34 protein-coding genes are annotated in these 22,959 nt (G+C 60.8%); 12 read left to right on the plus strand and 22 right to left on the minus strand.

Annotated elements, in window-relative coordinates:
- Nucleotides 1–3: 3 nt before the first annotated feature.
- The 6 genes from FHW96_RS26755 to FHW96_RS14030 form a co-directional block, all read right to left on the minus strand.
- Nucleotides 4–1,065: a tyrosine-type recombinase/integrase gene (locus tag FHW96_RS26755; protein ID WP_172341194.1), complete on the minus strand. Its 1,062-nt coding sequence runs from the start codon at nucleotides 1,063–1,065 to the stop codon at nucleotides 4–6.
- Nucleotides 1,062–1,247, minus strand: a complete 186-nt coding sequence (locus tag FHW96_RS14015; protein ID WP_172341195.1) for a hypothetical protein — start codon at nucleotides 1,245–1,247, stop codon at nucleotides 1,062–1,064. The genes FHW96_RS26755 and FHW96_RS14015 overlap by 4 nt, the downstream gene beginning before the upstream one ends.
- A 133-nt stretch (nucleotides 1,248–1,380) precedes the next feature.
- Entirely contained in the window at nucleotides 1,381–1,602 is a 222-nt protein-coding gene (locus FHW96_RS14020; RefSeq protein WP_172341196.1) for a hypothetical protein, read from the minus strand.
- Nucleotides 1,572–1,700, minus strand: a complete 129-nt coding sequence (locus FHW96_RS26510; protein WP_256432861.1) for a hypothetical protein — start codon at nucleotides 1,698–1,700, stop codon at nucleotides 1,572–1,574. Before FHW96_RS26510 ends, FHW96_RS14020 begins: the two co-directional genes overlap by 31 nt.
- 19 nt (nucleotides 1,701–1,719) lie before the next feature.
- A complete protein-coding gene (locus tag FHW96_RS14025) occupies nucleotides 1,720–2,091 on the minus strand; it encodes an ogr/Delta-like zinc finger family protein (RefSeq protein ID WP_172341197.1) in 372 nt (123 codons plus the stop codon).
- Nucleotides 2,088–2,543: a hypothetical protein gene (locus FHW96_RS14030; protein ID WP_172341198.1), complete on the minus strand. Its 456-nt coding sequence runs from the start codon at nucleotides 2,541–2,543 to the stop codon at nucleotides 2,088–2,090. The genes FHW96_RS14025 and FHW96_RS14030 overlap by 4 nt, the downstream gene beginning before the upstream one ends.
- 83 nt (nucleotides 2,544–2,626) lie before the next feature.
- On the opposite strand from FHW96_RS14030, the gene FHW96_RS14035 reads away from it, so the two are divergent.
- Complete coding sequence (locus FHW96_RS14035) at nucleotides 2,627–2,830, plus strand: hypothetical protein (RefSeq protein ID WP_172341199.1); 204 nt, start codon at nucleotides 2,627–2,629, stop codon at nucleotides 2,828–2,830.
- On the opposite strand, the gene FHW96_RS14040 is transcribed toward FHW96_RS14035, so the two are convergent.
- Nucleotides 2,823–3,044, minus strand: coding sequence for a hypothetical protein (locus FHW96_RS14040; RefSeq protein ID WP_172341200.1), 222 nt, complete (start codon nucleotides 3,042–3,044; stop codon nucleotides 2,823–2,825). The genes FHW96_RS14035 and FHW96_RS14040 overlap by 8 nt on opposite strands.
- A gap of 34 nt (nucleotides 3,045–3,078) precedes the next feature.
- Nucleotides 3,079–3,393: a YdaS family helix-turn-helix protein gene (locus FHW96_RS14045; RefSeq protein ID WP_172341201.1), complete on the minus strand. Its 315-nt coding sequence runs from the start codon at nucleotides 3,391–3,393 to the stop codon at nucleotides 3,079–3,081.
- A gap of 83 nt (nucleotides 3,394–3,476) precedes the next feature.
- Between FHW96_RS14045 and FHW96_RS14050 the strand changes: the two genes are divergently transcribed.
- The 7 genes from FHW96_RS14050 to FHW96_RS14080 all read left to right on the plus strand — a co-directional run bounded on the left by FHW96_RS14050 (nucleotide 3,477) and on the right by FHW96_RS14080 (nucleotide 8,074).
- A complete protein-coding gene (locus tag FHW96_RS14050; protein WP_172341202.1) occupies nucleotides 3,477–3,842 on the plus strand; it encodes a helix-turn-helix domain-containing protein in 366 nt (121 codons plus the stop codon).
- Between the two features lie 83 nt (nucleotides 3,843–3,925).
- Nucleotides 3,926–4,255: a hypothetical protein gene (locus tag FHW96_RS14055; protein WP_172341203.1), complete on the plus strand. Its 330-nt coding sequence runs from the start codon at nucleotides 3,926–3,928 to the stop codon at nucleotides 4,253–4,255.
- A 21-nt stretch (nucleotides 4,256–4,276) separates the two neighbouring features.
- On the plus strand, nucleotides 4,277–5,089 hold the full coding sequence (locus FHW96_RS14060) for a hypothetical protein (protein ID WP_172341204.1): 813 nt from the start codon (nucleotides 4,277–4,279) through the stop codon (nucleotides 5,087–5,089).
- Nucleotides 5,090–5,430: 341 nt separating this feature from the next.
- Nucleotides 5,431–5,961, plus strand: coding sequence for a DUF2939 domain-containing protein (locus FHW96_RS14065; protein ID WP_172341205.1), 531 nt, complete (start codon nucleotides 5,431–5,433; stop codon nucleotides 5,959–5,961).
- Nucleotides 5,962–6,022: 61 nt separating this feature from the next.
- Complete coding sequence (locus FHW96_RS14070) at nucleotides 6,023–6,508, plus strand: hypothetical protein (RefSeq protein WP_172341206.1); 486 nt, start codon at nucleotides 6,023–6,025, stop codon at nucleotides 6,506–6,508.
- Nucleotides 6,505–7,014 carry an ImmA/IrrE family metallo-endopeptidase gene (locus tag FHW96_RS14075; RefSeq protein WP_172341207.1) on the plus strand — a complete coding sequence of 170 codons (510 nt, stop codon included), beginning with the start codon at nucleotides 6,505–6,507 and terminating at the stop codon, nucleotides 7,012–7,014. The genes FHW96_RS14070 and FHW96_RS14075 overlap by 4 nt, the downstream gene beginning before the upstream one ends.
- A complete protein-coding gene (locus tag FHW96_RS14080; RefSeq protein WP_256432862.1) occupies nucleotides 7,007–8,074 on the plus strand; it encodes a beta family protein in 1,068 nt (355 codons plus the stop codon). The genes FHW96_RS14075 and FHW96_RS14080 overlap by 8 nt, the downstream gene beginning before the upstream one ends.
- On the opposite strand, the gene FHW96_RS14085 is transcribed toward FHW96_RS14080, so the two are convergent.
- The 9 genes from FHW96_RS14085 to FHW96_RS14125 form a co-directional block, all read right to left on the minus strand.
- The gene (locus FHW96_RS14085; RefSeq protein ID WP_172341209.1) at nucleotides 8,071–8,703 is read right to left on the minus strand and encodes a sce7726 family protein; all 633 of its coding nucleotides are present in this window, start codon (nucleotides 8,701–8,703) and stop codon (nucleotides 8,071–8,073) included. The genes FHW96_RS14080 and FHW96_RS14085 overlap by 4 nt on opposite strands.
- 184 nt (nucleotides 8,704–8,887) lie before the next feature.
- Nucleotides 8,888–9,922: a contractile injection system protein, VgrG/Pvc8 family gene (locus FHW96_RS14090; protein ID WP_172341210.1), complete on the minus strand. Its 1,035-nt coding sequence runs from the start codon at nucleotides 9,920–9,922 to the stop codon at nucleotides 8,888–8,890.
- Nucleotides 9,919–10,374 (minus strand): phage tail protein, encoded by a 456-nt coding sequence (locus tag FHW96_RS14095; protein ID WP_172341211.1) that lies wholly within the window; start codon nucleotides 10,372–10,374, stop codon nucleotides 9,919–9,921. Before FHW96_RS14095 ends, FHW96_RS14090 begins: the two co-directional genes overlap by 4 nt.
- The gene (locus tag FHW96_RS14100) at nucleotides 10,374–12,359 is read right to left on the minus strand and encodes a phage tail tape measure protein (RefSeq protein ID WP_172341212.1); all 1,986 of its coding nucleotides are present in this window, start codon (nucleotides 12,357–12,359) and stop codon (nucleotides 10,374–10,376) included. Before FHW96_RS14100 ends, FHW96_RS14095 begins: the two co-directional genes overlap by 1 nt.
- The gene (locus FHW96_RS14105; RefSeq protein WP_172341213.1) at nucleotides 12,356–12,493 is read right to left on the minus strand and encodes a GpE family phage tail protein; all 138 of its coding nucleotides are present in this window, start codon (nucleotides 12,491–12,493) and stop codon (nucleotides 12,356–12,358) included. Before FHW96_RS14105 ends, FHW96_RS14100 begins: the two co-directional genes overlap by 4 nt.
- Entirely contained in the window at nucleotides 12,493–12,843 is a 351-nt protein-coding gene (locus FHW96_RS25970) for a phage tail assembly protein (RefSeq protein WP_216650897.1), read from the minus strand. The genes FHW96_RS14105 and FHW96_RS25970 overlap by 1 nt, the downstream gene beginning before the upstream one ends.
- 122 nt (nucleotides 12,844–12,965) lie before the next feature.
- On the minus strand, nucleotides 12,966–13,466 hold the full coding sequence (locus FHW96_RS14115; protein WP_172341214.1) for a phage major tail tube protein: 501 nt from the start codon (nucleotides 13,464–13,466) through the stop codon (nucleotides 12,966–12,968).
- A gap of 44 nt (nucleotides 13,467–13,510) precedes the next feature.
- The gene (locus FHW96_RS14120) at nucleotides 13,511–14,674 is read right to left on the minus strand and encodes a phage tail sheath subtilisin-like domain-containing protein (RefSeq protein ID WP_172341215.1); all 1,164 of its coding nucleotides are present in this window, start codon (nucleotides 14,672–14,674) and stop codon (nucleotides 13,511–13,513) included.
- 12 nt (nucleotides 14,675–14,686) lie between these two features.
- Nucleotides 14,687–15,022, minus strand: coding sequence for a GPW/gp25 family protein (locus tag FHW96_RS14125; protein WP_172341216.1), 336 nt, complete (start codon nucleotides 15,020–15,022; stop codon nucleotides 14,687–14,689).
- A 437-nt stretch (nucleotides 15,023–15,459) separates the two neighbouring features.
- Between FHW96_RS14125 and FHW96_RS14130 the strand changes: the two genes are divergently transcribed.
- The 4 genes from FHW96_RS14130 (at nucleotide 15,460) to FHW96_RS14145 (ending at nucleotide 20,523) form a co-directional block, all read left to right on the plus strand.
- Entirely contained in the window at nucleotides 15,460–16,563 is a 1,104-nt protein-coding gene (locus FHW96_RS14130) for a glycosyltransferase (RefSeq protein ID WP_172341217.1), read from the plus strand.
- Nucleotides 16,564–16,668: 105 nt separating this feature from the next.
- A complete protein-coding gene (locus FHW96_RS14135; RefSeq protein ID WP_253950956.1) occupies nucleotides 16,669–17,217 on the plus strand; it encodes an RNA polymerase sigma factor in 549 nt (182 codons plus the stop codon).
- 83 nt (nucleotides 17,218–17,300) lie between these two features.
- Complete coding sequence (locus FHW96_RS14140; protein ID WP_172341218.1) at nucleotides 17,301–18,251, plus strand: FecR domain-containing protein; 951 nt, start codon at nucleotides 17,301–17,303, stop codon at nucleotides 18,249–18,251.
- Nucleotides 18,214–20,523, plus strand: coding sequence for a TonB-dependent receptor (locus FHW96_RS14145; protein WP_172341219.1), 2,310 nt, complete (start codon nucleotides 18,214–18,216; stop codon nucleotides 20,521–20,523). Before FHW96_RS14140 ends, FHW96_RS14145 begins: the two co-directional genes overlap by 38 nt.
- Before the next feature lie 75 nt (nucleotides 20,524–20,598).
- On the opposite strand, the gene FHW96_RS14150 is transcribed toward FHW96_RS14145, so the two are convergent.
- The 5 genes from FHW96_RS14150 to FHW96_RS14170 all read right to left on the minus strand — a co-directional run bounded on the left by FHW96_RS14150 (nucleotide 20,599) and on the right by FHW96_RS14170 (nucleotide 22,956).
- Nucleotides 20,599–21,156, minus strand: a complete 558-nt coding sequence (locus FHW96_RS14150; protein ID WP_172341220.1) for a phage baseplate assembly protein V — start codon at nucleotides 21,154–21,156, stop codon at nucleotides 20,599–20,601.
- A 188-nt stretch (nucleotides 21,157–21,344) separates the two neighbouring features.
- Nucleotides 21,345–21,887, minus strand: a complete 543-nt coding sequence (locus FHW96_RS14155; protein WP_172341221.1) for a hypothetical protein — start codon at nucleotides 21,885–21,887, stop codon at nucleotides 21,345–21,347.
- Nucleotides 21,884–22,486, minus strand: a complete 603-nt coding sequence (locus FHW96_RS14160; protein WP_172341222.1) for a lysozyme — start codon at nucleotides 22,484–22,486, stop codon at nucleotides 21,884–21,886. Before FHW96_RS14160 ends, FHW96_RS14155 begins: the two co-directional genes overlap by 4 nt.
- The gene (locus FHW96_RS14165; RefSeq protein WP_172341223.1) at nucleotides 22,470–22,712 is read right to left on the minus strand and encodes a hypothetical protein; all 243 of its coding nucleotides are present in this window, start codon (nucleotides 22,710–22,712) and stop codon (nucleotides 22,470–22,472) included. Before FHW96_RS14165 ends, FHW96_RS14160 begins: the two co-directional genes overlap by 17 nt.
- The gene (locus FHW96_RS14170; RefSeq protein WP_172341224.1) at nucleotides 22,699–22,956 is read right to left on the minus strand and encodes a hypothetical protein; all 258 of its coding nucleotides are present in this window, start codon (nucleotides 22,954–22,956) and stop codon (nucleotides 22,699–22,701) included. Before FHW96_RS14170 ends, FHW96_RS14165 begins: the two co-directional genes overlap by 14 nt.
- Between the last annotated feature and the right edge of the window lie 3 nt (nucleotides 22,957–22,959).

A 22,959-nucleotide genomic window follows, 5' to 3' on the forward strand; every position in this document is an offset into this window, starting at 1 on the left:
CCTTTATTTTTCAGAGGTTTGCTTGTTGAGTTTGGCGAACTTTTCGGAGACGTTCGCCAAAATTGTGTTCGCAAGAGCGGCTTTGTCGGCGCTTTGTGAGTAGTAGGCGAACATGCGGTCGGTCTTGTGGCCGGTGACGGCGCGGCCCTGATTTGCGGTGCCGCCAGCCTCGGCGATGCGGCGGCTCAGCGCTTTGCGCAGGCCGTGGGCGCTGCAATTTTTCAGGTCGGCCAGATCACAGCGGGCGCGGAACCAGTTGCCGAATCCGGCGGCGGTGAAGGGCTTGCCGAATTCGGTGACCAGATAGGTTTTGACCCCCACATAGGCCGGATCGAGCGACGAGATCGCGCGATCGACATCGGGCGCGACGGGCAGGATGGTGTCCGAATTGTTCTTGGAATGGCGCAGATAGAAGCGGTCGTCCTGACGCTGGGCCGGGCCGAGGCGGATGACGTCGCTTTTGCGCAGGCCGGTCCACAGCATCAGTTCGAGCGCCAGCCTTTCGCGCGTGCCAAAGGGCCAGCGGGCCTGAAAGGCGGCGATTTCTTCCTCGGTCCAGGCGTGGATGCCATTGCCGGTGATGCGATAGGGTTCGGTGTTGATGATGGGGTTGCGGGCCATCCACCCCATGCGCACGCCATAGCGGAACAGGCGCATCAGCGCCTTGCGCAGGTTGTTGGCGGCGGAGGGGCGGTCGCTCATCGCGGCAAGCCATGCATCGACATGGCGCGGTTCGAGCCGGTCAATGGGCTTGTCACCATGCAGTTTGCGCCAGCGTTCGATGATGCTGCGATAGACCTTTTGCGTGGTCGGTTGGGTCGATTGCCAGCGGGGCGAGCGGTAATAGGCGGCGCACAGCGCATCGACCGAACCGGGTTTGACGCGGTCGATGCCGACCGGCTTGCCCGCTTGGGCCGCTTCATATTCGGCCAGAAATTCGGGCGTGCCGGGGGCGGAGCGGAAGCTGTAGGTTGCCTTGCCCGCCTTGCGATAGCGATAGCGCCAGCGGCCGGTTTTGTCCTGATAGCGGGTAACGTTTGGGGGAAGCCAGCGGCGCTTGGTCACTGTTTCACCCCTTCGTCCCACGGGTTGGGCAGGGTTGAGCCGGGCAGGCCGTCATCATCAAAGATGATGTCATAGCCGGTGTCATGCACGCGGATGCGTTTGGGGGTGAGGCCCGAATTGCGGGCAGCTTTGAGGATGCGCTGAGCTTCGACCATGCGCACGCGGGCGGGCTGGACAGCCATCAGGCGGCCTTTCTGTTCTTCTGCGCCTCGACATGGCAATCGCGGCAGCGCCATGGGCCGTGCGATCCGTTGAGGCTGTGGGTGGGGTGGAGGAGGCCGCAATCGGCGCAGCCTTCGGGTTTCCAAGGGCGCGTCATGCGCCGCCGCCGGGAAAGGGTGCCCCGACCGCGCCTTGGGCGCTGATCGGGGCGGTGCGACCCGGCGGGCGGGAAATGTGCGGGGCATGCCAATCGGCCCATGCGGCGCCCGACAGGGCGCCCAGCAGGATCGCCAGCGTCCACAGGGCGCCGCCGCGCGAATTGGGGTTAGGGCAGGCCACAGCGATCAGGCGTTGAGGCAGGAGAGGGCGCCGCATTGCACCGCGCCCGCGATCACGCGGTCGATGGCCAGCAGGGCGGTGGTGAACAGCAGGGCGACGGTGGCGATGGCGGCGGCGGCTTTTGGCATGGGCATGGCGGACCTCGCAGGGGGTTTAGGGGTGATCGAACATGGAGATTTGCGCGTCGTCGGCATCATCGCGCGGCGGCGGCAGGACGTGGGGGATTTGATCGCGCGGGCAGGCTTTGAGTTTGAGATCAGCGCGATCGAGCAGGCCGGGATTGAAGAAATGGATGAAGACCAGTTCGAACATGCCGGTCATCGTGCAGCCGGTGTTCGTACAATGGGCGTCGATATGTTTGACGGTTTCGGTCTGGCGTTCGGACCGGCGGATGAACATCGGCGCATCGCATTTGGGGCAGGTGATGAAGGCCCGCCCCTTGGCCTGGCCCCCGCCGGAGCGGAGGCGGAATTCGAGCGGGGCATAGACCAGCGGGCGATGGCCCAGCGCGCCTTCGCCGCTCATGCGCGGGCCTCGCGGCTTTCGATGCCGGCCACGCTGGCGTGCAGGGCGTGGATGGCTTCCTCCGCCTCTTTGCGCGCGTTGCGGATGCTGGCGCGGTCGCCCGATTGCGAGGCGATGATGAGGGCCGAGATGGCCTCGCCCGCCTCCTTGGCCGCGATGGCGGCCAGCGTGGACAGGTCGGCCAGCGCGGCATTGGCGGCCATATCGGCAATATCGAGCCGCATCGTCATCAGGCGATGGAAGGGCCGATGATCGCCGCCCGCCTCAACAAAGGCGCGGTCGAGCCGTTCGGCGTCGATCATACGGATCTGTTTTTGGCATTCCGGTTCGGCCCAATAGCGCGCCGAGCGCGAGGACACGCCGCAGATGCCCGCGACCGTATCCCAGCCCAGCACCCGCGCCACAGCCAGCATAGTATTTTCATAAGTGAGCGGTTCGCGGCGCAGGGTCATTGTGCATAACCTCCGCCGAGGGCGTTTGAAGCGCCCCCGGCTTTGGCCATCCTGTTGTTTCCAAACAAGACAGGAGATTCGGAATGGCGATTAGCGAAGATACCCAAGCGTTGGTGGCGGCGCAGTTGGCCGCGGCGTGGGCCAAGACTGAGACCGGTGCATTTCATGGGTCTCAGGAAGAGTTGGTCTTGGCGTACAAGAGTTTTCGTAAGCGTATTTTGGCTGCCGAAAAGGAATTGCTCGATGAGCGTACCGGTGGCGCAAAGTCGCAGGTCTACTTCAGCTAGGATTAAGCGTTTCCCGGACGGCGCTGAGCTTGCGCTTGGCGTCGTCTTCCGCCTCGCCGGTGACGAATGAATAAAGCCGTGCGGCAGTCGAGGTGAGGCAGGGGTTACCTTCGGCATTTGTAAGCAGGGCCTCGAAACCCAAGTGCTTGGCGCCGTCGATGGCAATGCGCAGGCAGTCGAGCGCGACGGCTTGTTCGTGTGGTTCACGAGCCAAAGATCTTCTCCGATGATTTGATGGGGTGCGGTCTTCATGCCTGCGCTCCTTCGCGCAAAGCCGCGCCGCGATTGAACGCGACGAGGGAAGCGGTGTGATCTACGCCGCAGAAGCGGGCCGGGGCGAGCGGGATTTCAGGAGGATAGATATCGGGGCGCAGGTGATGGCGGGAGATGCCGGTGAGGCTTTCGGCCAACAGGGCAAAGGTGGGCGGGATCTGTTTTGCCTGATTGAGCCAGCGCCAGATTGTGGGTTGGGAAACCCCAAACGCATCGGCCATCGCCTGTTGCGAGGGGTAGCGGGCGGCCACTTGTTGCAGGGCCTCATAGCGGGTCGGGGCGGTTTCCATGGGCCAGCCTATACGGATATGCATAGTCTATCGCAACATAAATGTTGCGTGTGGTGTTATTCGTTTCCGTATAACCCTTAGCTATGGCAACGATCAGAGGTGACAGACTCGAAAAGCTGATGGCTGATCGACAGATCAGCCAAAGCGAGCTTGCGCGCCGAGTAGGGCTTAAGCAGCCGTCAATTGGGCGGCTCATTTCCGGCGAAACCCGCAGTTCTTCGGCCCTGATTGAGCTTGCCCGTGAGTTGAGTGTCTCCCCGGCTTATTTGGCCGGAGAGACCGACGACCCCCTTAGTGAAACTGCTGAGGTCACGTTATCGTCAGAAGAACGAGAATGGTTGGACTTGTTCCACCGCGTCCAGCCCAAAGATCGGGCGGCGGCACTCCATATTCTGCGGACTTTGGCCAGTCGCCACCATCGCCCCGATCCGGAGCAATCGGCTCCATAATGGTGGCATACCTTCATCCCAAATCAGCCGTAACCTCATTCAGGGTACGGCTTTGTATGCGTTTTTTACGCAAGTCGCAGGCAATGCTGGCCTATGAGGCGCGGGTTCCCTCCAAGGTGATCAGCGATCTGACCGCCGGAAAACTGCCCCAATTCCTCGACCTGTATGAAATCGCCCGCGCCTTGAAAGTCTCCCCCGAATACCTTGCCGGATACACCGACGACGCCTCGCAAGATGCCTTCGCCCTGGCCTACAGCCGCGAAGATCTGGAAATGCTGCGCCACATTCAGGCCCTTTCCCCCAGCGACCGCGATTCCGTCATGCAAATCATCCAATCCCTAGCCACCAGCGCCGCCAGCCCCCGCGTGAATGAGCGGGCGATCAGCGATGCCGAGTGGTTTGGGGAGGGGTAGGGGTTTTGATGGGGGGAATTTATGACCGAGCCTGATTGGGTATGCGATCAACAAGCGGCCGGAGGCATGGGCAATACCGTGCTTTACCGCATGGTTCGGGATTACCCCGATCACAAAGACCCGGCCATAGTGCAGGATAAGATGCTGATTATTGGCAGGGTCTATTCTGCGGCAGTGACGAGAGGCGGTGGAAGCAAGGGGGAAGATTCCGCAAGCGAAGCCGATGGCCTGTATCAACATCTGGCCCGAGCGGTTGTTGAGCAGGGTGTCGAGCTTGATCGGATGATCGAACAATGTCGGAATATCGGGCGGGTGAGTTTCAGAAATCTCAGCCAAATCATTGAGACACATAGGTTTCTAAACGACCTTATTGTATCGAGTATAAAGCAATGGAGAGGGCGGACTGCCGATGGCACCCGTAAGGTGCATGGGCGTACCTCGTTTGTTTCCAAGTACCTCCATTTTCACGCCCCGATGGCGTTTTTTATCTATGATTCCATTGTGAATGATACGCTGAAATTGCTTATGGGGCGCAATAGTCGTATCGAATGGAGCGAGGATTTTGGAGATGATCTGCGAAATACTTACGCGAGGCATTGCTATCATATGCTGCGTTGTACCCAGAATTATTACTCGGGTGTTAAATGGAACCCACGCCTTATCGATGGTCATTTGATGGGGTACATCAATGGTTCTGAAACGCCTGAGGAAATTTCAAAAGCCAGAAATGATTTGCGGCTAAAATGGCGAGAGCAGGAAAAGGCTCGGTTGCGGAAAGAGCGGCAGGGCAACCCTATCAACGAGACGGGCGAGGTGGCACATGTTTTTGCGTAACGCTGTTGCTTTGGGGGTGTTCGTGGGGACGCTGTTTACCGTTGGCGCGACGGATAGCGTGCAGGCGCGCGGACGAGGCGGATGGGGCTATTCGAGCCACAGTTCATTCTCTAAGCACAGCAGGCGGTCGCGTGTGCGTGGTTTCTCGGGCGGCTATTCAAGCCGTGGCGAGAGCAGCACAGGATCTTGCCCGTGCAATGGCGGCAATGTGTGTGTCGGGCCGCGTGGCGGGCGGTATTGCATCACCAGTGGCGGCAATAAGAGGTATGGAGTTTAAGGTTTCACAGAAATCGACCTATCTGCATTACGTAGATTCGTGGATGGGATGAGGGGGCATCATAGTGAAAAAGGCAGCGATTATCGCGGCTGCGATTGTTGCAGTTGTTGCTCCACCTACGTGGTATTTTGGATCGCCTTATCTTGCGATGCGCGATTTGAAAGAGGCGGTGCGGGAGGGCGATCGCGACGATCTGGCCGAGAAGGTTGACTTCCCTGCGGTTCGAGAATCCATCAAGAGCCAAGCCAAGGCCGTTGTGATGGCGGAAGTCGCCAAGCAGCAGGACAGCAATCCGTTTGCTGCCTTGGGCAGTATGGTGGGCATGGCGATGGTCGATCATCTTGTTGACGGAATTGTCTCGGCGGATGGTCTAAGAGCCATGATCAACAAGGGCAAAATCCGCCCGCAGGCCGACGCTGAGGTAAGTGCGGCGCCGGAAGCGAAATGGACGATTACTCATAAAGGCATTGGGCGATTTACGGCTAGGCCTGAAACCGCCGGTGGCCCTGCGCCGGAACTGGTGTTCAAGCGTGATGATTTGGGGTGGAAGTTGGTTGATGTGGTTTTGCCTGCGGCGGGTGTGGGGGAGAACTGATTGGGAGAGATAGTGAACAGCAGCATAAGTAGTTGGTAGTTTGTGAGTTGAGGAGGTCTGAGTGACAGCGTTCCTGCGGGTAAAGGCTTGGGGTAAAGCAGCAGGTTTGCCCATCTTTTACAGCTTGGTCGGGGCCGTCGGGACGGCATTGGTTACTACAATGCGCGTTGATCATGGGTATCCAGAGATGAGCTATCCAGATTTGGCGGCTACCCTCCTTGCCGCCGTCAGCGTGATTGTCGCTCTCTTTGGAGGACTATTGGCCTTGGCCGCTCTTTGGGGGTTTTCCCAAATGAAAGAAGAGGCGAAAAAGGCTTCAATCGAGGCTTCGGTCGAACAGGCAACTGCGGCGGCTTTACAGCATCTCAAAGAAGAGATTGGAGCAGGCGAACTGCGGTCTTATATCTCCTCAGAGGTGGACCGATTAATCACTGACAAAATCAACTCACCTGAGATGGTCCCATTGATCGAAGCTGCTGTACAGAAGGTGGCCTTTGGAAATCCTGCCGAGGATACCTTGTTAGATGAAGAGGATAGCGAAGCATGAGCCCTGAATGGAGGCACTTGCCGGAGCGAGTCCGGGAGTTGATTAAACAGTTTCACGACGTCGCACCCGTCCGTTTGCCGGATCTTGCGAGAGCGCTGGGTGTACCCGTCAAAGCAGCGACTTTGGCGCCTGGGATTTCGGGCGAAGTCAGACCCGATGGCAACGGCGGGTTTATCGCTCGTATCAACCGGCATGATCCGAAGAAGCGTCAGCGATTTTCGGTTGCGCATGAACTGGCCCATGTTCTCTTGCATGCAGACCAGATTGGCGAGGGCATAACAGATGACGTCTTGTATCGCTCGACACTTTCCAACCGGGTGGAGGCGGAGGCCAACAGGCTGGCGGCAGATATTCTGATGCCTGATGACCTTGTTCTTGAATATCTGGAAATTGCAGAAGAGAGAGGCGGAGCAGGGTTGATCATTTATCTTGCAGAGGCATTTTCTGTTTCCGAAGCTGCGATGAAAATTAAGCTCGATCAGTTGGGGGTGGCCGTAGATGCTTAGGAATTGGTCTGAAGTTTCGTACTTGCCGATCTTGAGTATGAAACCAGCAGAAATGCGTGCGCTCGAGGAACTCCCAGGCCCCACCAAAGATGCCATGTTGCCGATTATTCCCCTTAAGTCTTGGGTGTCTGCACGAAAGTTGAAAAGCGTTACAGACCGTATTGAGCAGTCTTATGGAGCACGGCCAGTCGCTGTTTCGGTGGGAGAGCGAGAAGTAGGTCGTGACCGAGAGGTTTTTCAAGAGATCGACAGGTTGCGAAATCCCGTGCAAGGCTTTTCAAACTGGGTAGATTTTTTACGAAATCACCCAAATTACATACCAGTAGCGCAGATCGGGTCAGATCCTCTTAATGAACTTGAGCAGATCCGCCAGTTATCTCAACTGGGACGGGGGCTTGTGGTGCCAGTGGAACGGCAGGCCATTCCCTCGCTTCCTGTTCTGGCGCAAGGGGTGGCGCGTGCCACAGATGGTGGACGAGGTGTTTGCTTTCTCATCGATTTTGGCACGGCGAGCAAGGACCATCTCTCGATCGGTTTGCAAGTTTTAGGTTATTTCCAAACAATAATTGCCGCTGCCCCGTTGAGCCATGTTTCAATTTCGGCATCGTCGTTTCCTTCCAATTTTAGCAATATCCCTCGTCAGAGGGAAATTTATGAAAGGCTTCTTTTTCGAGAGGTGGTCAGGCACGTACCGGAAGGCCGATTGATATACAGCGATCGAGGAAGCGCGCGAGCTGAGCCGCTATCGGGCGGGAGCGGGGTCATTCCAGCGCGGATCGACTATCCTCAGTTCGATAACTGGTGGTTTTTCCGTGATGATGATGCGGGAGCGTCTGCTTATGGTGCGCAAGCTAGAGCGCTTATGGCAAATGCTGTCTGGAATCCCGATCTGCGAGTCTGGGGCACGCAAATGATTGAGCGGACCGCACGCGGGGATCATTCTGCGATTGATAATCCAACCAAGGCAACTGCAGCCCGTATCAATCTGCACCTGCAACTACAGACTTTCTACGGTGAGCCCGGACTGGCGAATGATACCGAAGAAGATTGGGATGGTTAGGCAAAGGCTGCGATCGCATCGTGCCATTTATCCCAGCAGGCTTCGCGTTGAAGTGAAATTTGGCGCTCGGCTTCTCGCCGCTCCGAAAAGCGGCTGAGCAATGGCATGTGCCTAGCCGTGATAGTTCTACCGCTTATTTCCGCCCAAAACCTTGCACTGATTTTGCTGTAGCGGTTCGTGAAGACTTGGCAAACATGGTCTCTGAGCGGAACTTCGCTTGCGACAACGCGACGGCGCTCTTGAAGCGGCAGCAGTTCCAGCCACGCCGATGGCAACACACTGTTGCGATGGCCGTTGGAAATCGTACGAATGCCGTTGTTGGAGAAAGCCCACACGCTGGCCCCGCACAAATCAATAGCGGCAAGACCGGGCAGGTGACATTCCGCAACTACAACCACGGTATAATCAAAATATCGGCTGTATCCGGCGATCTGGGTCGGCAAGCGGCGGAGAGTGTCGCGCTCAGTTTTGATTTCTATGCCAATCAATTCGTTCTCAGCCAGAAGCACCAAATCGGCCCGCACACCGCTCTTCCCTAAAGAAAACTCAGCCGTAACCAAGGGCAATGCCGAGCGCGCTGATCGCCTGATGTGGCTCAAAACCTGAGCCTTTGCTGATGCTTCGTCCATACCTACTCTGAGCTCCGTTGCGGCCCCCTACAGGTGCTTTCGAACGACACAATAGGACGGATTGTCCAACTGGAGCCGAAGCCGAACCAAGTCTTTCTTGCCAGACATCCGTGTTCGATATTCGACATAGGTCGAGTCGAGTGTCAACTTTTGGCCGTCATGCAAAAGGCGCGGGGGTGAAAATTTATCTGCTGGCCAAAGGCAATTGATAGAATTTTACGCCCCCCTCAAACCTCACCATCTGCTTGATCCCACCGGCATCCATCGTCGTGTCGATGCTCTCGACCAGCCACTTTGTCCCGCCTACCGCCGCGCTCCACCCTGTGAGCGCCACTCTTTGGTTCGGCCGCAATCGACAATCAGCCACGGCCAGATAATATTCGAACTTACTCTTCTCCCGCTGACGCTTGGCAAGGTTCGATTTGGCCGCGCGGGTGGCGCTGCTCTTGCTGGCATAGATATGCTTGAGGCGATAGGCATCGCCGCTGCCCTCGCTCACCGTCTTGCGCGCGCCGGTCGATCCATCGTGATATTGCGCCTCGACGCCCGACTGCGCGCCGCGTTCGGAGCGGATGTAGCGCCATCGCCAGCCATCTTGCCGTGACAGGGTGATCGCCTGAATCGTCTTCCCGCCCGCTGTGGTAGTGCTGCCCTTGGGCAGGATCAGGATCTTGCGATCCTTCCATGTCGCCACCGCGTCGAAGCGTTTGCCCAGATCCTGCACCATGGCCATGTCGGATTTGTTGTGCTGCTCCAGCGCCTCGATGGGCTCGCCCGCCAGATCGGGGTGAACGCGGGCGGTGATACCGTGGCGCGCGGCGATGTCGGCGATGACGGCGCCCAGCGTGGTGTCATGCCAGACGCGGTTGCGCCGTTTGGCATAGGTGCCGGCCAGATCCGCCGAGCGCGCGCGGATGGTGATGATATCGGGCGGGCCGCTTTCCTCAACCTCATCCACGCGGAAGCGGCCTTTTTCGATCAGGCCGACCGGGTGATCGTCGATCCGGCTTTCCCAGCCCAGCGCCAAAGAGAGGATCGCCCCCGCGCTGGGCACGGCCAGCCTGCCATCGACATTCTGGAGCGAGAGCGACAGTTCATCCGCCGAGCCGTCGCGCTTTTCCACGAGGGTCAGCGAGAGGTGGCGCGGGTTGATCTTAGCCGCCAGATCGGTGCCATTGTCGAGCGTCAGGCGCAGGCCAGCCTTGTTCGCCGCCATCATTCCACCCGCGAGAGTTCGAGGGCAAAGTCGATCATGCGCGGGATGCCGCCCGCCATGATGACCTTATGCGCCTGATCCAGAGCATCGATCCGGTAGAAGCCCCAGAGCGTGCCCAAACCATCGAGCAGGGGATAGGCATCGCCGCCATCGGCCATGTCGATCAGGAAGGTGAGCGCGCCGTAATTGCCCGCGACTTCGGGGATGATCGTGCCCGCGATGGAGACATGATCGTCACCCGGCCCGGCGAACTGGCTGGCCGGGCGGGCAAGGAAGCGGTCGTTCTGTTCATGGCGCCATGTCATCCGGCGCGAGAGCTGGTCATAGGCGGCCTGCTCCATGCCGAAGGTGAAGAGGCCAAGGCTCATCAGGACGGCGGGCGAGAGCAGGTCGCGCTGGTTGATCGTGACCGGCGTGGACAGGTCGATCAGGCTGGAAGAGGTAAGGTCAGCCATCAGCGTCCATCCCCGCCGTTCATGTTGGAGCGCGCGGCCACGCCCTGGGCATGGTCGATCTTGCGGATGACATGGTTGGCGATGGCGTCGGGGCTTTGGCCGGGGGCGGGATAGACGTTGAGCGTGACCGGGCCGCGCGCGCCGGGGGCAGCGGCGGCGCTGGCGGCGGGGCGGACGGGGGCGAGGGCGGGGAAGGGGTTGGCGACTTTTGCGCCCGCCCAATTGCCCTTGGGCGCCGGGCCGGTCGGCTTGGCGGGGCCGCCGCCGAACTTTTCCTTGATCGTGTCCCAATTGGCATAGAGCGCATAACCGCCCGCCGCCACGCCCAGCACGGCCAGAGCGGCAAGGCCCCAAGGTGTGGTCAGCAAGGACAGGCCAAAGAGGCGGATGGTGGCCATGATGCCGCTGATCGCGCCGGAGACTTTGGGGGCGATGCCCGCCACCAGACCCATGCCGCCCGCAAGCCGGGGGAAGATGGCCACCACACCGGCGAGGCCTTCATAGGTTTTGAGCAGGCGATAGAGCAGCGCGATCGGACCAAACAGGCCGCCGATGCCCCATTGCAGCGCGCCCACGCCAATGCGCGCGGCGACCAGAACGCCGAGCAGCGTCATCAGGCTGGTGGTGAGGCGCGGGTTCGCCTGGGCAAAGGCGGCCACGCGGGAGATCATGCCATCGGCCACGGACAGAAAGCGGGTGGCGGCGGGCAGGAAGCCATTGCCCAGGACAATGCCCAGACGCTGGACCGCGCCCATGAAGTCGCGCCATTTGATGCTGGCATCCTGCGCCTCGCGCTGGGCGAAGGCTTTGTCCACGGTGCCGCCGCTGCGCGCGATATCGGCGCGCATCTTGCGGAAATCATCCATGTTGAGGATCAGCGAGCGCAGGGCGCCCTGTGCCTGCATATCCTCGAACAGATTGCCCATCTTGGCGGTGTCGCCCTTGGTCGCCTTCTGGGTCAGCTCGGCAATCGCCTCGAGTGGCGTCTTGCCCTCGCGTGCGGCCTTTTTGAGGGCATTGGGCAGGTCGATGCCGAATTTGGCGAATTTCTTGACCGTCTCGGGCGACTGGATCTTGGAGAGCAGGTTCTGGATATTGTTGGCCGCAGCATCGGCATCGCCCGCACCGCGCCGGGCGATCTGGAGCGCGGCGGCAAGGTCGGCGACGGCGGGCGTGCCCTTTTGCCCCAGCGCCTGCATCTGGGCGGTGAGCGAGGGGAACCAGCGCGCCATATCCTTGACCTCGAACGCGCCTGCGTTGCCCGAGGCGGCCATGATGTCGAGCGCGCGGGCGGTCTCGGCAATCGGCACTTTGAGGTTGTTGAGGTTGGAGAAGGCAGCGTTCGCGCCATCGGCCAGATCCACCTTGAAGGCGGTGCCGAGGCGCCCGATGGGGCCGATCATCTCGATGGCCTTGCGCGGATCGAGGCCGAGCCCTGCCAGCGTGTCGATGCCGCTGCGCATATCCTCAGGCAGTTGGTGCGCCACCTTGGACAGGTCGAGGATGCGCGCGGCCATGCGGGCGGTCTCGCCGTTGGTCAGCTCGGCCTTTTGCTGGATATCGACCATGCCGCTGGAGAAATCCATCGCGGCCTTGCTGGCCAGAATGAAGGGCGTGGCCATGCCGACGCCGCCCAGCATGTTGTCCTGGCCGCGCTGGCGCAGGTCGGCGCCGCGCCGCTGGATCACATTGGTATCGGCGCGGATCGCGGCGAGGCGCTTCTGTTTCTCAAGCTGGGTGTTGGTCAGCGCGAGTTGGGCCGCCAGCGCGCGTTCCTTGTCGATCAGCGCAGTCATATTGCCCGCGCCCTTGGCAATATCGGCCTGCACCTTGCGCAACTGGTTATCGAGCTTCTTGGTCTCGCCGGTCAGCGCCTTGATCGATTTGGAGCCGTCGCGGCCAAGGCCGACGATGTTCTTCATCACGCCGGTCATCTTGTCGATGGCGATGAAATTGACCAGCAGCGAGAGCTTCTTGTCGCTCATCCTTCACCTTCCTTGCCCGCCCACATGCGGTTCCAGCTCTCCACGGCAAGGCCGCGCCAGAGGATCAGTTCGTCGAGCGTGAGGGCCGCAATCTCGGACAGCGGCCAGTGAAAGATGGCGGCGATGTCGGCCATCAGCTCTTCGGCGTGTTCTGCTCGATCACCATCTGCAGCAGCTTGCGCTCGCCCTGCGTCATAAAAAAATCGCGGATCGCGCCCCCGATCTCGGCCACATCGGAGGGATCGAGCATGTCGGCCTCGGCGCCGGTGATCGGCGGCATGGTGATGCGCGGCACCACATTGAGGATCTCGCTGATATCGAGCGCCAGCAGGTTTTGCAGCGAGAGGCCGCGCAGCTGTCCCGCGCTGGGCTTGCGGATGGTGAGGGCATCGATTGCGATCTCGCCGCGTAGGATGGGGGCGGCAAGGGTGAAGGTGTGGCTGGAAGAGCCGGGAGCGGCGGCAACAGGGGGCGTGTCGGTCATGAGCGGGGCTTTCGGATGGCGCGGGGCGGGGAAGGGGCCGGTGGCGGGAGAGGGCGCCACCGGCCCACCGGGCAGACGGCGCCCCGCAAAAGGACCGCCTGCACGGATCTGGGGAAAGGGAATTACCCGGCGAGGATGGCCATGATGTCGGCGTAACGGTCCTCGCCGCCGACGATGTAGATGCCGTTGAGCATGTCGATCTCGACTTCGACCACGCCGTTCACCTCGCGGCGGTAATAGGTGAGGTCCGCCTTGTATTTGTGTTCGGTCTGATCGCCGGGCTTGTCCTTGCCGAAGTCGATCTCGTTGAAGCTGCCGCGCATGTAGATATCGACAGCCTGCGGCGTGCTGGTGGACTTGGCCTGATAGGCGCAGACGAGGCGGATGCGGGTGTCATCGCGCGCAAACAGGCGGACCAGCGCGGTTTCATGGCCGCCGAAGGTGAGCGTGGCCTCCATCGGGTTGAGGCCGTTCTTGACCTTGACCGTGCCGGGCATGCCGCCGCCGCGCCAGTCATTGGTGTTTTCCGAGAGCTTGGGCTGTTCGAATTCGCCGATGATGCCGCGAAAATCGGCGCCGTTGACGAAGGTGTTGAGGTTTACGAGCTTGCGGGGAAGGCCCATGGGACGCTCCTGTCAGAAGAGGGGGCAGAAAGGCGAAGGCGTGATCAGGCGGCGACCTGCGAGGCGAAATCGCTGTAAAACTCCTCGGTGATCGCGAAATCGACCGTGGGGTTTTCGAACGGCGCGCAGGGGGTGAAGCGCAGGGCGAATTTGGGGCGACCGGCGGCCAGTTCGGCGCTGGTGTTGCCGGTGGCGGCCAGCGCGACCTTGGCGCCCATGATCCAGCCCGAGGTGGCCAGCTCGCTGAATTTCGTGTTGCAGCTTTCGAGCAGATCCTTGACCAGGGCGACCGACATCGGCTTGTCGAATTCCGGCGCGAAAGCCTCGATCACGATATCCTGCAGCGCGTGGAGCGTGCGCACGGCGCTTTCGAAGCTGTATTCCGACTGATCGCTCCCTGCGCAGGTGGTGTTGCCCCAGAAGCGGAAGCCGCCGAATTCGCGGATGATCGTGACGATACCGGCATCGTTGAGGACGCCCGCCTCGGTGGTGGCATCGAGCAGGTCGAAATCGACATGGCGGGTGAGCGCGGTGACGCCATCCATCGCCACATTGCTGATCGTCTTGTGCCAGCCCGTTTCTTCATCGATCCGGGCGCGCAGGCCCAACGCGCGGGCGGTGGCGTCACCGATGAAGGTGGGCGAGGTGTTGGGCCAGATCAGGGTGAGTTCGCGCGCGGAGAAATTCTCGCGATAGGTCATCACCTCGGCGTCGGTATCACCGATGGCGCGGGCATGGGTGCGGCCCCGCAAGCGCTTGGCCGCGATCACCAGCTCGGCGGTGACGGCCTGTGTATCGAGGCCGGGGGCGCCGATGATGCGCGGGCGGACGTTGACGACGCTCTTGGCAGCGATCAGCGCCTGCAGGCCGGTTTTCACCCCGCCGACATTGCCGCCGATGACATTGGCGCTGGTTTCCGCCTCATCCTCACCCTCGGCCACGCGCACCACCACCAGCACCGGGGTGACCTGATCGGCGATGGCCTCGAGCGTGGGGAGCAGGGTGCCGCCGGAGCCCGCCTTGCCGATGGCCTCGGCGATGTTGGTGATCAGCACCGGCGTGTCGAGCGGGAAGGCGGCATCGAGCGCGGTGGTGGCCGCGCCTGCCGCCGCGCTGGCCGTGGCGATGATGCCGATCACGGCCATGGAGGAGGTGGCGAGGCTGCGCGCCCCGCTGGTGGATTCGGTGAGGGTAAGGCCGTGGGGCATGGGCGTGATCCTTCAGGGTGAGATGGAGAGGGTGACGGGTTTGCCGGTATCGGCGCGCTGCCCGCTGATCTGGATGGTGAGCTTGCCCTGCGCGGGCGCGCCGAACAGGCGGACGCGGGCGATGGAGAGGCGCGGCTCCCACGCGCGGATGGCCAGCACGGTGGCGGCGCGGATCAGCATGGGGGTGGCGGCGTTGATCGGGGCGTCGATCAGGCTGGGGATCAGCGAGCCATAGGTGCGGCGCATCACGCGCGAGCCGATGGGCGTGGTGAGGATATCGGCCACCGACTGCGCCAGATGCGCATCGCCCGAGAGGGGTTTTCCTGTGGTGGCGTCCATTCCGTTCATGGGGAAGGACATGACCCGACGCGCGCGCGCGGGCCAGCGGGCGGCGGGGTAAGGGGGCGGTTTACCGGGGAGTTAGGGGGGAGGGGGACGCCAATTCGCTCCAATCCGAGCATTTAAATCTGCTCGACCGGATCGAGGATCACGCCTTGGCCAGGTGCGCATCATCAAACTTAGTTGGTTTTACCACGAGGTCATATGCCTGAAGGTGGGCATTCCCTCGTTGGGGAGCGAGTATAAAAAACATATAAAAATTTTTACCTGACCGACTGCGGAGATCACCGGGGCATTTCGTCAAATATTCGAGGTCATGGAGCGCTCATGCTTTGGAGACCTGCTTTGCGCCGATGAGATAGGGAGATTCCATGTTTGATCCAGTTCTGCCCAGACTGGATGCCCGGCGGCCAAGGCATAGTTCCTTGGAAATATGGCATAATATCATGTGGTCGCGGTATAAAGCGTTGATATTCTCCGCGATGGCGAACGCAGCCGCCACACACCAGATCGCCATGCATGTCTTCCAGATAGCCGAAACCGATCATGAACGTATCGGCCTGGGCTCGGTCGAGGCGGGGCTGCATCGCTATCCCATGACCTTGGTGTTCAAAGGCAGCTATTCGGACACGCCGGTTTGGCGGCGGATTTGGGTTTTGGCCCGGCATGCCCTTAAGACCAAAGCAAATGCCGTTATTCTCGCAGGTTATGACCGCCCGGAATATATCGTGCAGGGTCTGATCCTTCGGGCCAGAGGGAAGCCATGGGGCGTTTTTTGCGATTCCACGATATTTGATCGTCAACATGTATGGTGGAAGGATTTCGTTAAGCGCTTCATCCTGGGCAAGGCCAGGATCGTCTTTTGTTATGGTCTGCGGTCGCGGGAATATGTTGTCAGTCTTGGGGTCGACGTGGAGCAGACTGTAATAGGGTGTCAGGCGGCGGCCTTGCCCGATACCTACGATGCTGCCGAGGTGTTGGCACGCAGGCTGAGGGCAGCTCCTGCGGCCAATGCGCCTTTGTTCCTTTATGTGGGACGGCTCGCACAGCAAAAGCGTATCGATCTGCTGATCCAGGCCTTTGCGCGGGTAAGCGTGGATCTTCCAGAGGCGCGGCTGAGGTTGGTTGGTGCGGGCCCGATGGATGAGGTGTTGAAGGTTCTCGCCGAAAACTTGGGCGTTTCCGACAAGATTGAGTACACCGGCGCTCTTTCCGGCGAGGCGCTCTATTCGAATTATCTGGACGCCACGGCCCTCATTCTGCCGAGTTCAAGTGAGCCGTGGGGGCTGGTCGTGAATGAGGCGTTGCATTTCGGGTGCCCTGTGATCGTCTCTGACCGGTGCGGATGTGTGCCTGAACTGGCGAATAATTCTGCCTGTGGTCTTGTGTTCGAGTCCGGAAATCTGGCGCAATTGACCCAATGTCTGAGAGATGCACCTGCCTTGTGGTGGGATCACGCAGCGGTTGCCCAGGCCTGCGCGGACCAGATATCGCCATATACGTTTGAAAATGCAGGTATTTCGATCCTGGCAGGCGCAGAAAAAATGTAGATTTACGTTATTTGGCAGAGGGTGTTTGGTCCCCTCGCGGCAGGTGAATGGATGCACTATAGGGCTTGGGCCTAACTCGAATCGACTCCCTGTCAAAGAGCTCCGATGGACGCCGCCGCATCTTCTCCTGCAAACCCCTCCGGCCTTGCGAGTCTGTTTGAGCAGCATCGCGCCGAATTGCGGCGCTTTCTGGAAGCCCATTGCCAGAATGCGGGCGAGGCGGATGATTTGATGCAGGAATTGTGGGTCAAGGTCGCGATTGTGCAGGTCGGCCCTGTCGGAAACGGCCGGGCCTATCTGTTCCGCATGGCCAACAATCTGGCGATCGATCATTTCCGTTCGCGTCAACAGACCATGGCCCGCCAGTCGAGCTGGCTCGAAAGCTTGGGCCGCGGGGATGGAGCGCCGGAAGACCAGGCTGATCCATCCCCAAACGCGGAAGCCGTTATTGAAGAGAGGCAGGAAGCCGAAGCTTTGGCGCAGGCCATCGTCAATCTTCCACCGGGAGCCCGTAAGGCTTTGACGCTCTATCGCCTTGAAGGATTGGGGCATGCCGAGATCGCTCGGATCATGGGCATTTCCCGCAGCGGAGTGGAAAAGCATCTCGTGGTGGCCATGCGCCACTTACGCAAATTTTTTTGCGATCGTGATTAAATGAGGTGTGACAATTCGAAGACGTCCTCGTCTAGTAAAAGAGGAAAACAGAACCAGATCCAACTGGGTGGAGAGCAGTGACCATGCACCCGAACGAAAAACCGTCGCTTGATACCGTTGTTGAAGAGGCTATTCGTTGGCACCTTGCAATCTCGGGTGATGACATGGACTGGGAAAGGTTCACGCTCTGGCTTGATGCCAGCCCCGAACATCGAACTTGTTATCAGGAAGTTGCCATCGCTGATGCAGGATTGATTGAAGCGCGGCATAAGGTGCTTGAAGCTATGGAGGCGCAGCGAGCAAAGATTGTTGCGCCATCTCTCTTTGGTTACCGGGCCTTGGGTATCGGTGCGGTTGCGGCGGTCGCGGCGGCCGTATTTACCCTGCCGTTGCTGCTGCATGAGCCGGAGCTTGTCTATACTGCCGGTGCCCAAATGCACACCGTCACTCTGGCGGATGGTTCTCAGGCCGTTCTTGCCCCCCACAGCAGGTTGACGATCAAAGGCGCGGATCAAGGGCATATGGGACTGGAGGGCGGGGCGTGGTTCACCATTCGCCATGTTCCGTCGCGCACTCTGGAAATCGCGGCCGGTCCGCTGGTGATCCGCGATATCGGCACCAGCTTCGATGTGCGCGTCGATGGTTCATTGGTACGGATAGGCGTAACGGATGGGCAAGTTGCCGTTTCTTCTGCCGAACTTGCTAAGCCGCTCAATTTGCAGCGCGGCAAGGCCCTCCTGTACAATGCTGCTGCCAGCTTTGCCGAAACACAGAATATCGATCCTTCCATCCCCGGAAGCTGGCGCGGCGGCGCATTGCGTTACCAGCAGACACCTTTATCGCTGGTCGCGCTCGATCTTGAGCGTTATGCGGGGATACGTCTGGGCGTGCCGGTGGAATTGCGGGATCGGCGCTTTACGGGAATTCTGACGGTTAAGGATGAGGAAGCGACCAAGCGCGATCTTGCCCAGCTCTTGGGCCTCACGCTTGTGCGTGATGCTGGCGGTGATCGCCTGTCCGCTTCCGGGCGCTGAGGCCAAAGCGCAGCCGGAGGCGTCCGGCCGCAAAATTGAAATTCCCTCGCTGGCGCTGGCCGAGGCGCTCGAAGTCCTTGTTCGGCAAACCGGCCTGTCCATCGGCGTCGATGGCAATCTTCCTAATATCCGCACGCCATCGGTACACAAGGCTCACGGCGCCGCCGATGCGCTGGCACGCTTGCTGAACGGCACAGGGCTTGAGGCTAGACAGGTGGGCGGCAATGCCTGGCGCATCGTCAGGCAAAAAGCGCCGCCGCCCCGCCCGGTCTCCCGGTTTGCACCGGCTGTCGAGGCTGGAGAAGGCAGCACCATCGTGGTGACGGGCACGAAGCAAAATGCATCGCTGTTCAGCATACCCCAGTCCTTGTCCGTTCTCGCACTGACGCCTCATGACCGTTATGATCCGAACCGGGATACCGGTTATGTCGCCAGCGAGGTGGAAGGGCTGAATCTGACGGCGCTGGGGCCCGGTCGGAACCGGATGTTCCTGCGCGGCGTGGCCGACAGCCCGTTTAACGATTCCAACCAGTCGCCGGTCGCCGTCGTGCTGGATGAAACGCGCCTGACCTATTCCGCGCCCGCTCCTGATTTGCGGCTGGTCGATGTCGAGCGTGTAGAGCTGCTCAAAGGCCCGCAGGGCACCCTCTATGGGCTGGGTACGCTTGGCGGGGTGTTTCATATCGTCACGGCAAAGGCCGATGTCGAAAAGTTTACCGGCAGCGTCTCAGCCGGGCTGAATTTCACCATGCATGGGACTTTTGGAGAAAACGGCTCGGTCATTGTCAACACGCCGATTGTTCCGGGCCGGATCGCGCTGCGGCTGGTGGGTTATGAAAGTCACGAGCCGGGATGGATCGATACCGGCAACAGGCCGAACGGCAATTTCAGCGTGACACGTGGCGGTCGGGCCAGTCTGGGCGTCGAACTGGGCGAGGGCTGGCGGGCCGACCTTGGCGCCATGACCCAGCATATCAATACTTCCGACAGCCAGTATACCTACACGGAGGGCAGCTTCTGGCGCCCGTCGCAACTGGCCGAACCGCATGACAGCAATATTGATCATTATTCGGCCCGACTTGTCGGGAAACTGGGCAGCGTAAAGGCGGTTGTCCTGGGTGGTTATACCGAGCAAAATGTCAGTGACACATTCGAAGCGACCATTGGTGCCGATGCTTTCGGATTGGCTGATCCGAGTCTGTTTCGGGATGTCCGCAGCTACCGTCTTGTCGATGCAGAAGTCCGGCTCAATGGTGCTCTTGGCCGGGCTGGCTGGCTGCTGGGCCTCGCCTATATGGCTGCCCGAGAGCGCGGCAGCCGGACACTTTCATCTTTCGATCCCATTTCCCCGATGACTATCGATTATGCCCTGCGCAAGACCGAGGAAACGGGCGCGTTCGGGCAAATCAACCTGCCCCTGACCGGTCGTTTGGGGCTTGAGATTGGCGGCCGGGTCTACCATGGTGAGCAGAGCGGTGATTTTACTGGCGGCATTCAAACCCTGACGCGGTGGGCGAGGCAATGGGCATTTACGCCGTCAGCTGCCTTGTCATGGCATATTACGGACCGCTTGCTCTATATCCACTATGGTACAGCAAACCGCCCCGGCGCTATGGACTTCAGTTGGCGCGGCAAGGTTAAGCAACTTGCTGACGATGGGGTGCGCACGCTTGAGTTGGGCTGGCGCGAAAAATTCGCCAATGGCGGCAGTTTTGAGGCTGACGGGTTTATAACCTGGTGGCACGATATTCAAACCGATCATGTGCTGCCTAACGGGCTGATCGTTACACATAATGTAGGCCAAGCCCGCATCGTGGGGGCTGAGGCTACGCTGGACCTGCCACTCAGGTACGGTTGGCACCTTGCCACAGGCGTTACCGTGCAGAACGCGGAAGTTGTTGAAACCAATTCCTTCATTGCAAACATGTACGGCAAGTTACCTACGATTCCGATGCTGACATTACGTGGCAGCATGGATCACGACTTTCGGGTGGGACCTATTTCCGCCAACGTCAAACTGAGCCTGCGATATCTGGGATCTGAAAGCCTCAGTTTCGACCCGGCCTTGAACAGGCCGATGGGTGATGTTCTGGAGAGCCGACTGGAGGCTGGCGTCGATTGGGGGCGTAGCCATTTCGACCTGAAACTTGCTAATCTGCTCAACCGGCTGGATAATCGCTTTGCCTATGGCAATCCCTTTCGGCTGGGCATCCCGCAATATACGCCCCAGCGCCCATTCAACGCATCGATAGCCATTACCCGGTCATTCTGAAAGCTGGCAAACGGGCTTTGGCCAGCCTGAGGCGTCGCTGTCCAGACCGATTAGGGACTGCTCTATTCCCCGCAGTTAAACCGCCAAACCCGATACAGCCCCACCCGCCTGCACCCCGCCATGCCGGTGCCCTTTTAGACTTATCCCGCCCGCCACCATATCGCCATCAGCGGTGATGTCGCCCGTCACATGGACCGTTTCCGCGTCCAGCGTGATGGTGGTGGCCTTGATCGTGGCGCTGGCGCCATCGGGCAGGGCGGCGGCCAGATGATGGCTCTCGGGGTCATAGGACAGGATCGCGCCATCGGCGAAGGCGATCAGCTCGGCCAGCGTTGAGGCGGGGGCGGGGTTATTGTCATTGTTGAGGCCCGCCAGCGCGACGCCATTGCCGATCTGGCCATCGGGGCAGAGCAGGACGCATTCCTCGCCCACGGTGGGCGCGCTCCAGCGGCGGGTGGCGCCTGCGCGCAGGGCAAGCCAGCGGATGGGCGGGCTTTCAATCGCGCCATCGTCCGCATCGGGATCGCCAAAGCGGACGCGGCAGCGCGGGGGCGAAAGCGTGACCGCGCTGATCACGCCGAGGCGGATCAGCGTCGAGGGATCGAGGGGAATGTCGTCTTCATCGTAACGCATCGGTGGACAAGTCGCTCTGGTCTGACGATTTCGATGAAATCGTTATGTTGATGCTGTGTTGTTTGTATAAAAAACATATATAAATTGGGCATCGGAATGGCCAAACGAGTCATTCGGGTCGCAAAAGATCTATCAACGGATCGCAGATGGCGGTGCTGGCACAAGCTGGCACCGCCATTTCGTTATCCTCACTCGCCGACCCCTTGCACCCAATCATGGGCGGCGCGCGCATAGGCCCAATCCGCGTCACAGGTCAGCCAGTCGGAGCGGGTGATCCAGACGCGGGAGATGTCCGCCATGATGGCGTCGGGGGCGGGGCTTTCAGGAAGTGCGGGAGGGTCGGCTTGAACGGGGCCGGGGCGATGGGCGGTGTTTTGGCGCAGCCCGTGATCAGCAGCATAGGCAGCAAAGCGGCCATCGCCGCCAGCGGCAAGCGCGGTGTGGTTGGTGTCGGCATGGGCGGCATCCTTCTTCGATTGGGCCTTGGCGGCGCGTGCGGCCGCCAATATGCGGGCGTTTTGAGCATCCCATGAGGTCTGGGTTTGGCGCGCGATCTCTTCCCAATGGTCGGCGCGGCGGTGCTGCAGCCCAGCCGCCGCCAGCGCGAGGATGGCTGTAGCGGCCCAAGCCCGCGCAGGCGTGGCGAAGATCCAGCGCAGGAGCGCCAGCGGCCAGCGCCAGAGCGAGCCGGTGAGCAGGGAAAGGGCGACGGAGAGGATCTTGCGGATCATGCGGCATCCCTCAGGCAAATCGCCTGCTCCCTTTTGCGGCGCGCGACGATGCCGGGCACGACGCGGCCACCGGCGCGGTTGAACCATGTGAGCGAAGTGCAGGCGGCGCGGATCTGGCCCGCGTTGATCCGGCGGCGCATGGTGCTGGCGCAATAGGTCGGCCAGCCCACATGATGGCCCAGACTGAGCGCGGCATAGCGGACATTATCCCGGCGCGGGATCGAGAGGGCGAGGCCGGGCGTGCAGGCCATGATATGCGCGCCGTCCACCGTCAGCCGGTCCACCAGCATCTGGGCGCATTGGGCCTCGGTGAAGCTCTTGCCCACCTTGATGCCTTCGCCGGTCAGACCGTCGCAGGCGGTCGCCACGCCGATCATATCGAGGTAGACTCGCAAATACTGCTTGCCGCTGATATGCGTGATCGTGGCGGTCCCGGCTTGAGGCGAGACGGCGACCGCCACCTTGCGCCCGCTCTCTTCCTTGGGCACCTCGGTCAGCACCAGTTGCGTCGTGGCCGGGCCGATCAAGGCGATAAGCGCCGCGATCAGCACGACGACACCACCGCGTTTGACCTGTCCGGTTTCAGGCTGCGTTGCCATCGGCCTTGCTCCCTTGCTGGATCAGCCGCGCCATGGTGGGCGCGGCAAACACCACCAGCCCGGCCAGCGCCGAGGCGGCGGGGCGCCATGGTTCGGGCACATAGGCGACCAGCCCGGTCAGGATCTGGGGCTGGGCGACCAGCGCGCCCGCCACCACACCGGCCAGCGCGGCCATGCGCACCGACCACCAGCGCCAGCACGCGCGCGCATCATCAACCAAGGTCATCGGATTGCTCCTTTTTGCGGCGCAGAGGGTTGCTGATCCAGCCCAGCTCGATCAGCTTCTGCACGGCGGTGAGGCAGACCACGACAAGGCCGCCCAATTGGATGAGGTGAGGCAGGGCCTCCCAGAACTTCGCCAAGGCCATCACCATCAGGGCAAGGATTGTGTCCCACCAGCCGCGCGCATGCGGCGCGGCCAGCGTTGCGGTTGCCAGCGCGCGGGATGGCAGGGGCGAGAGGTCAGCCATGGG

This window comes from Novosphingobium sp. SG751A, assembly GCF_013149295.1.
GTDB lineage: Bacteria > Pseudomonadota > Alphaproteobacteria > Sphingomonadales > Sphingomonadaceae > Novosphingobium.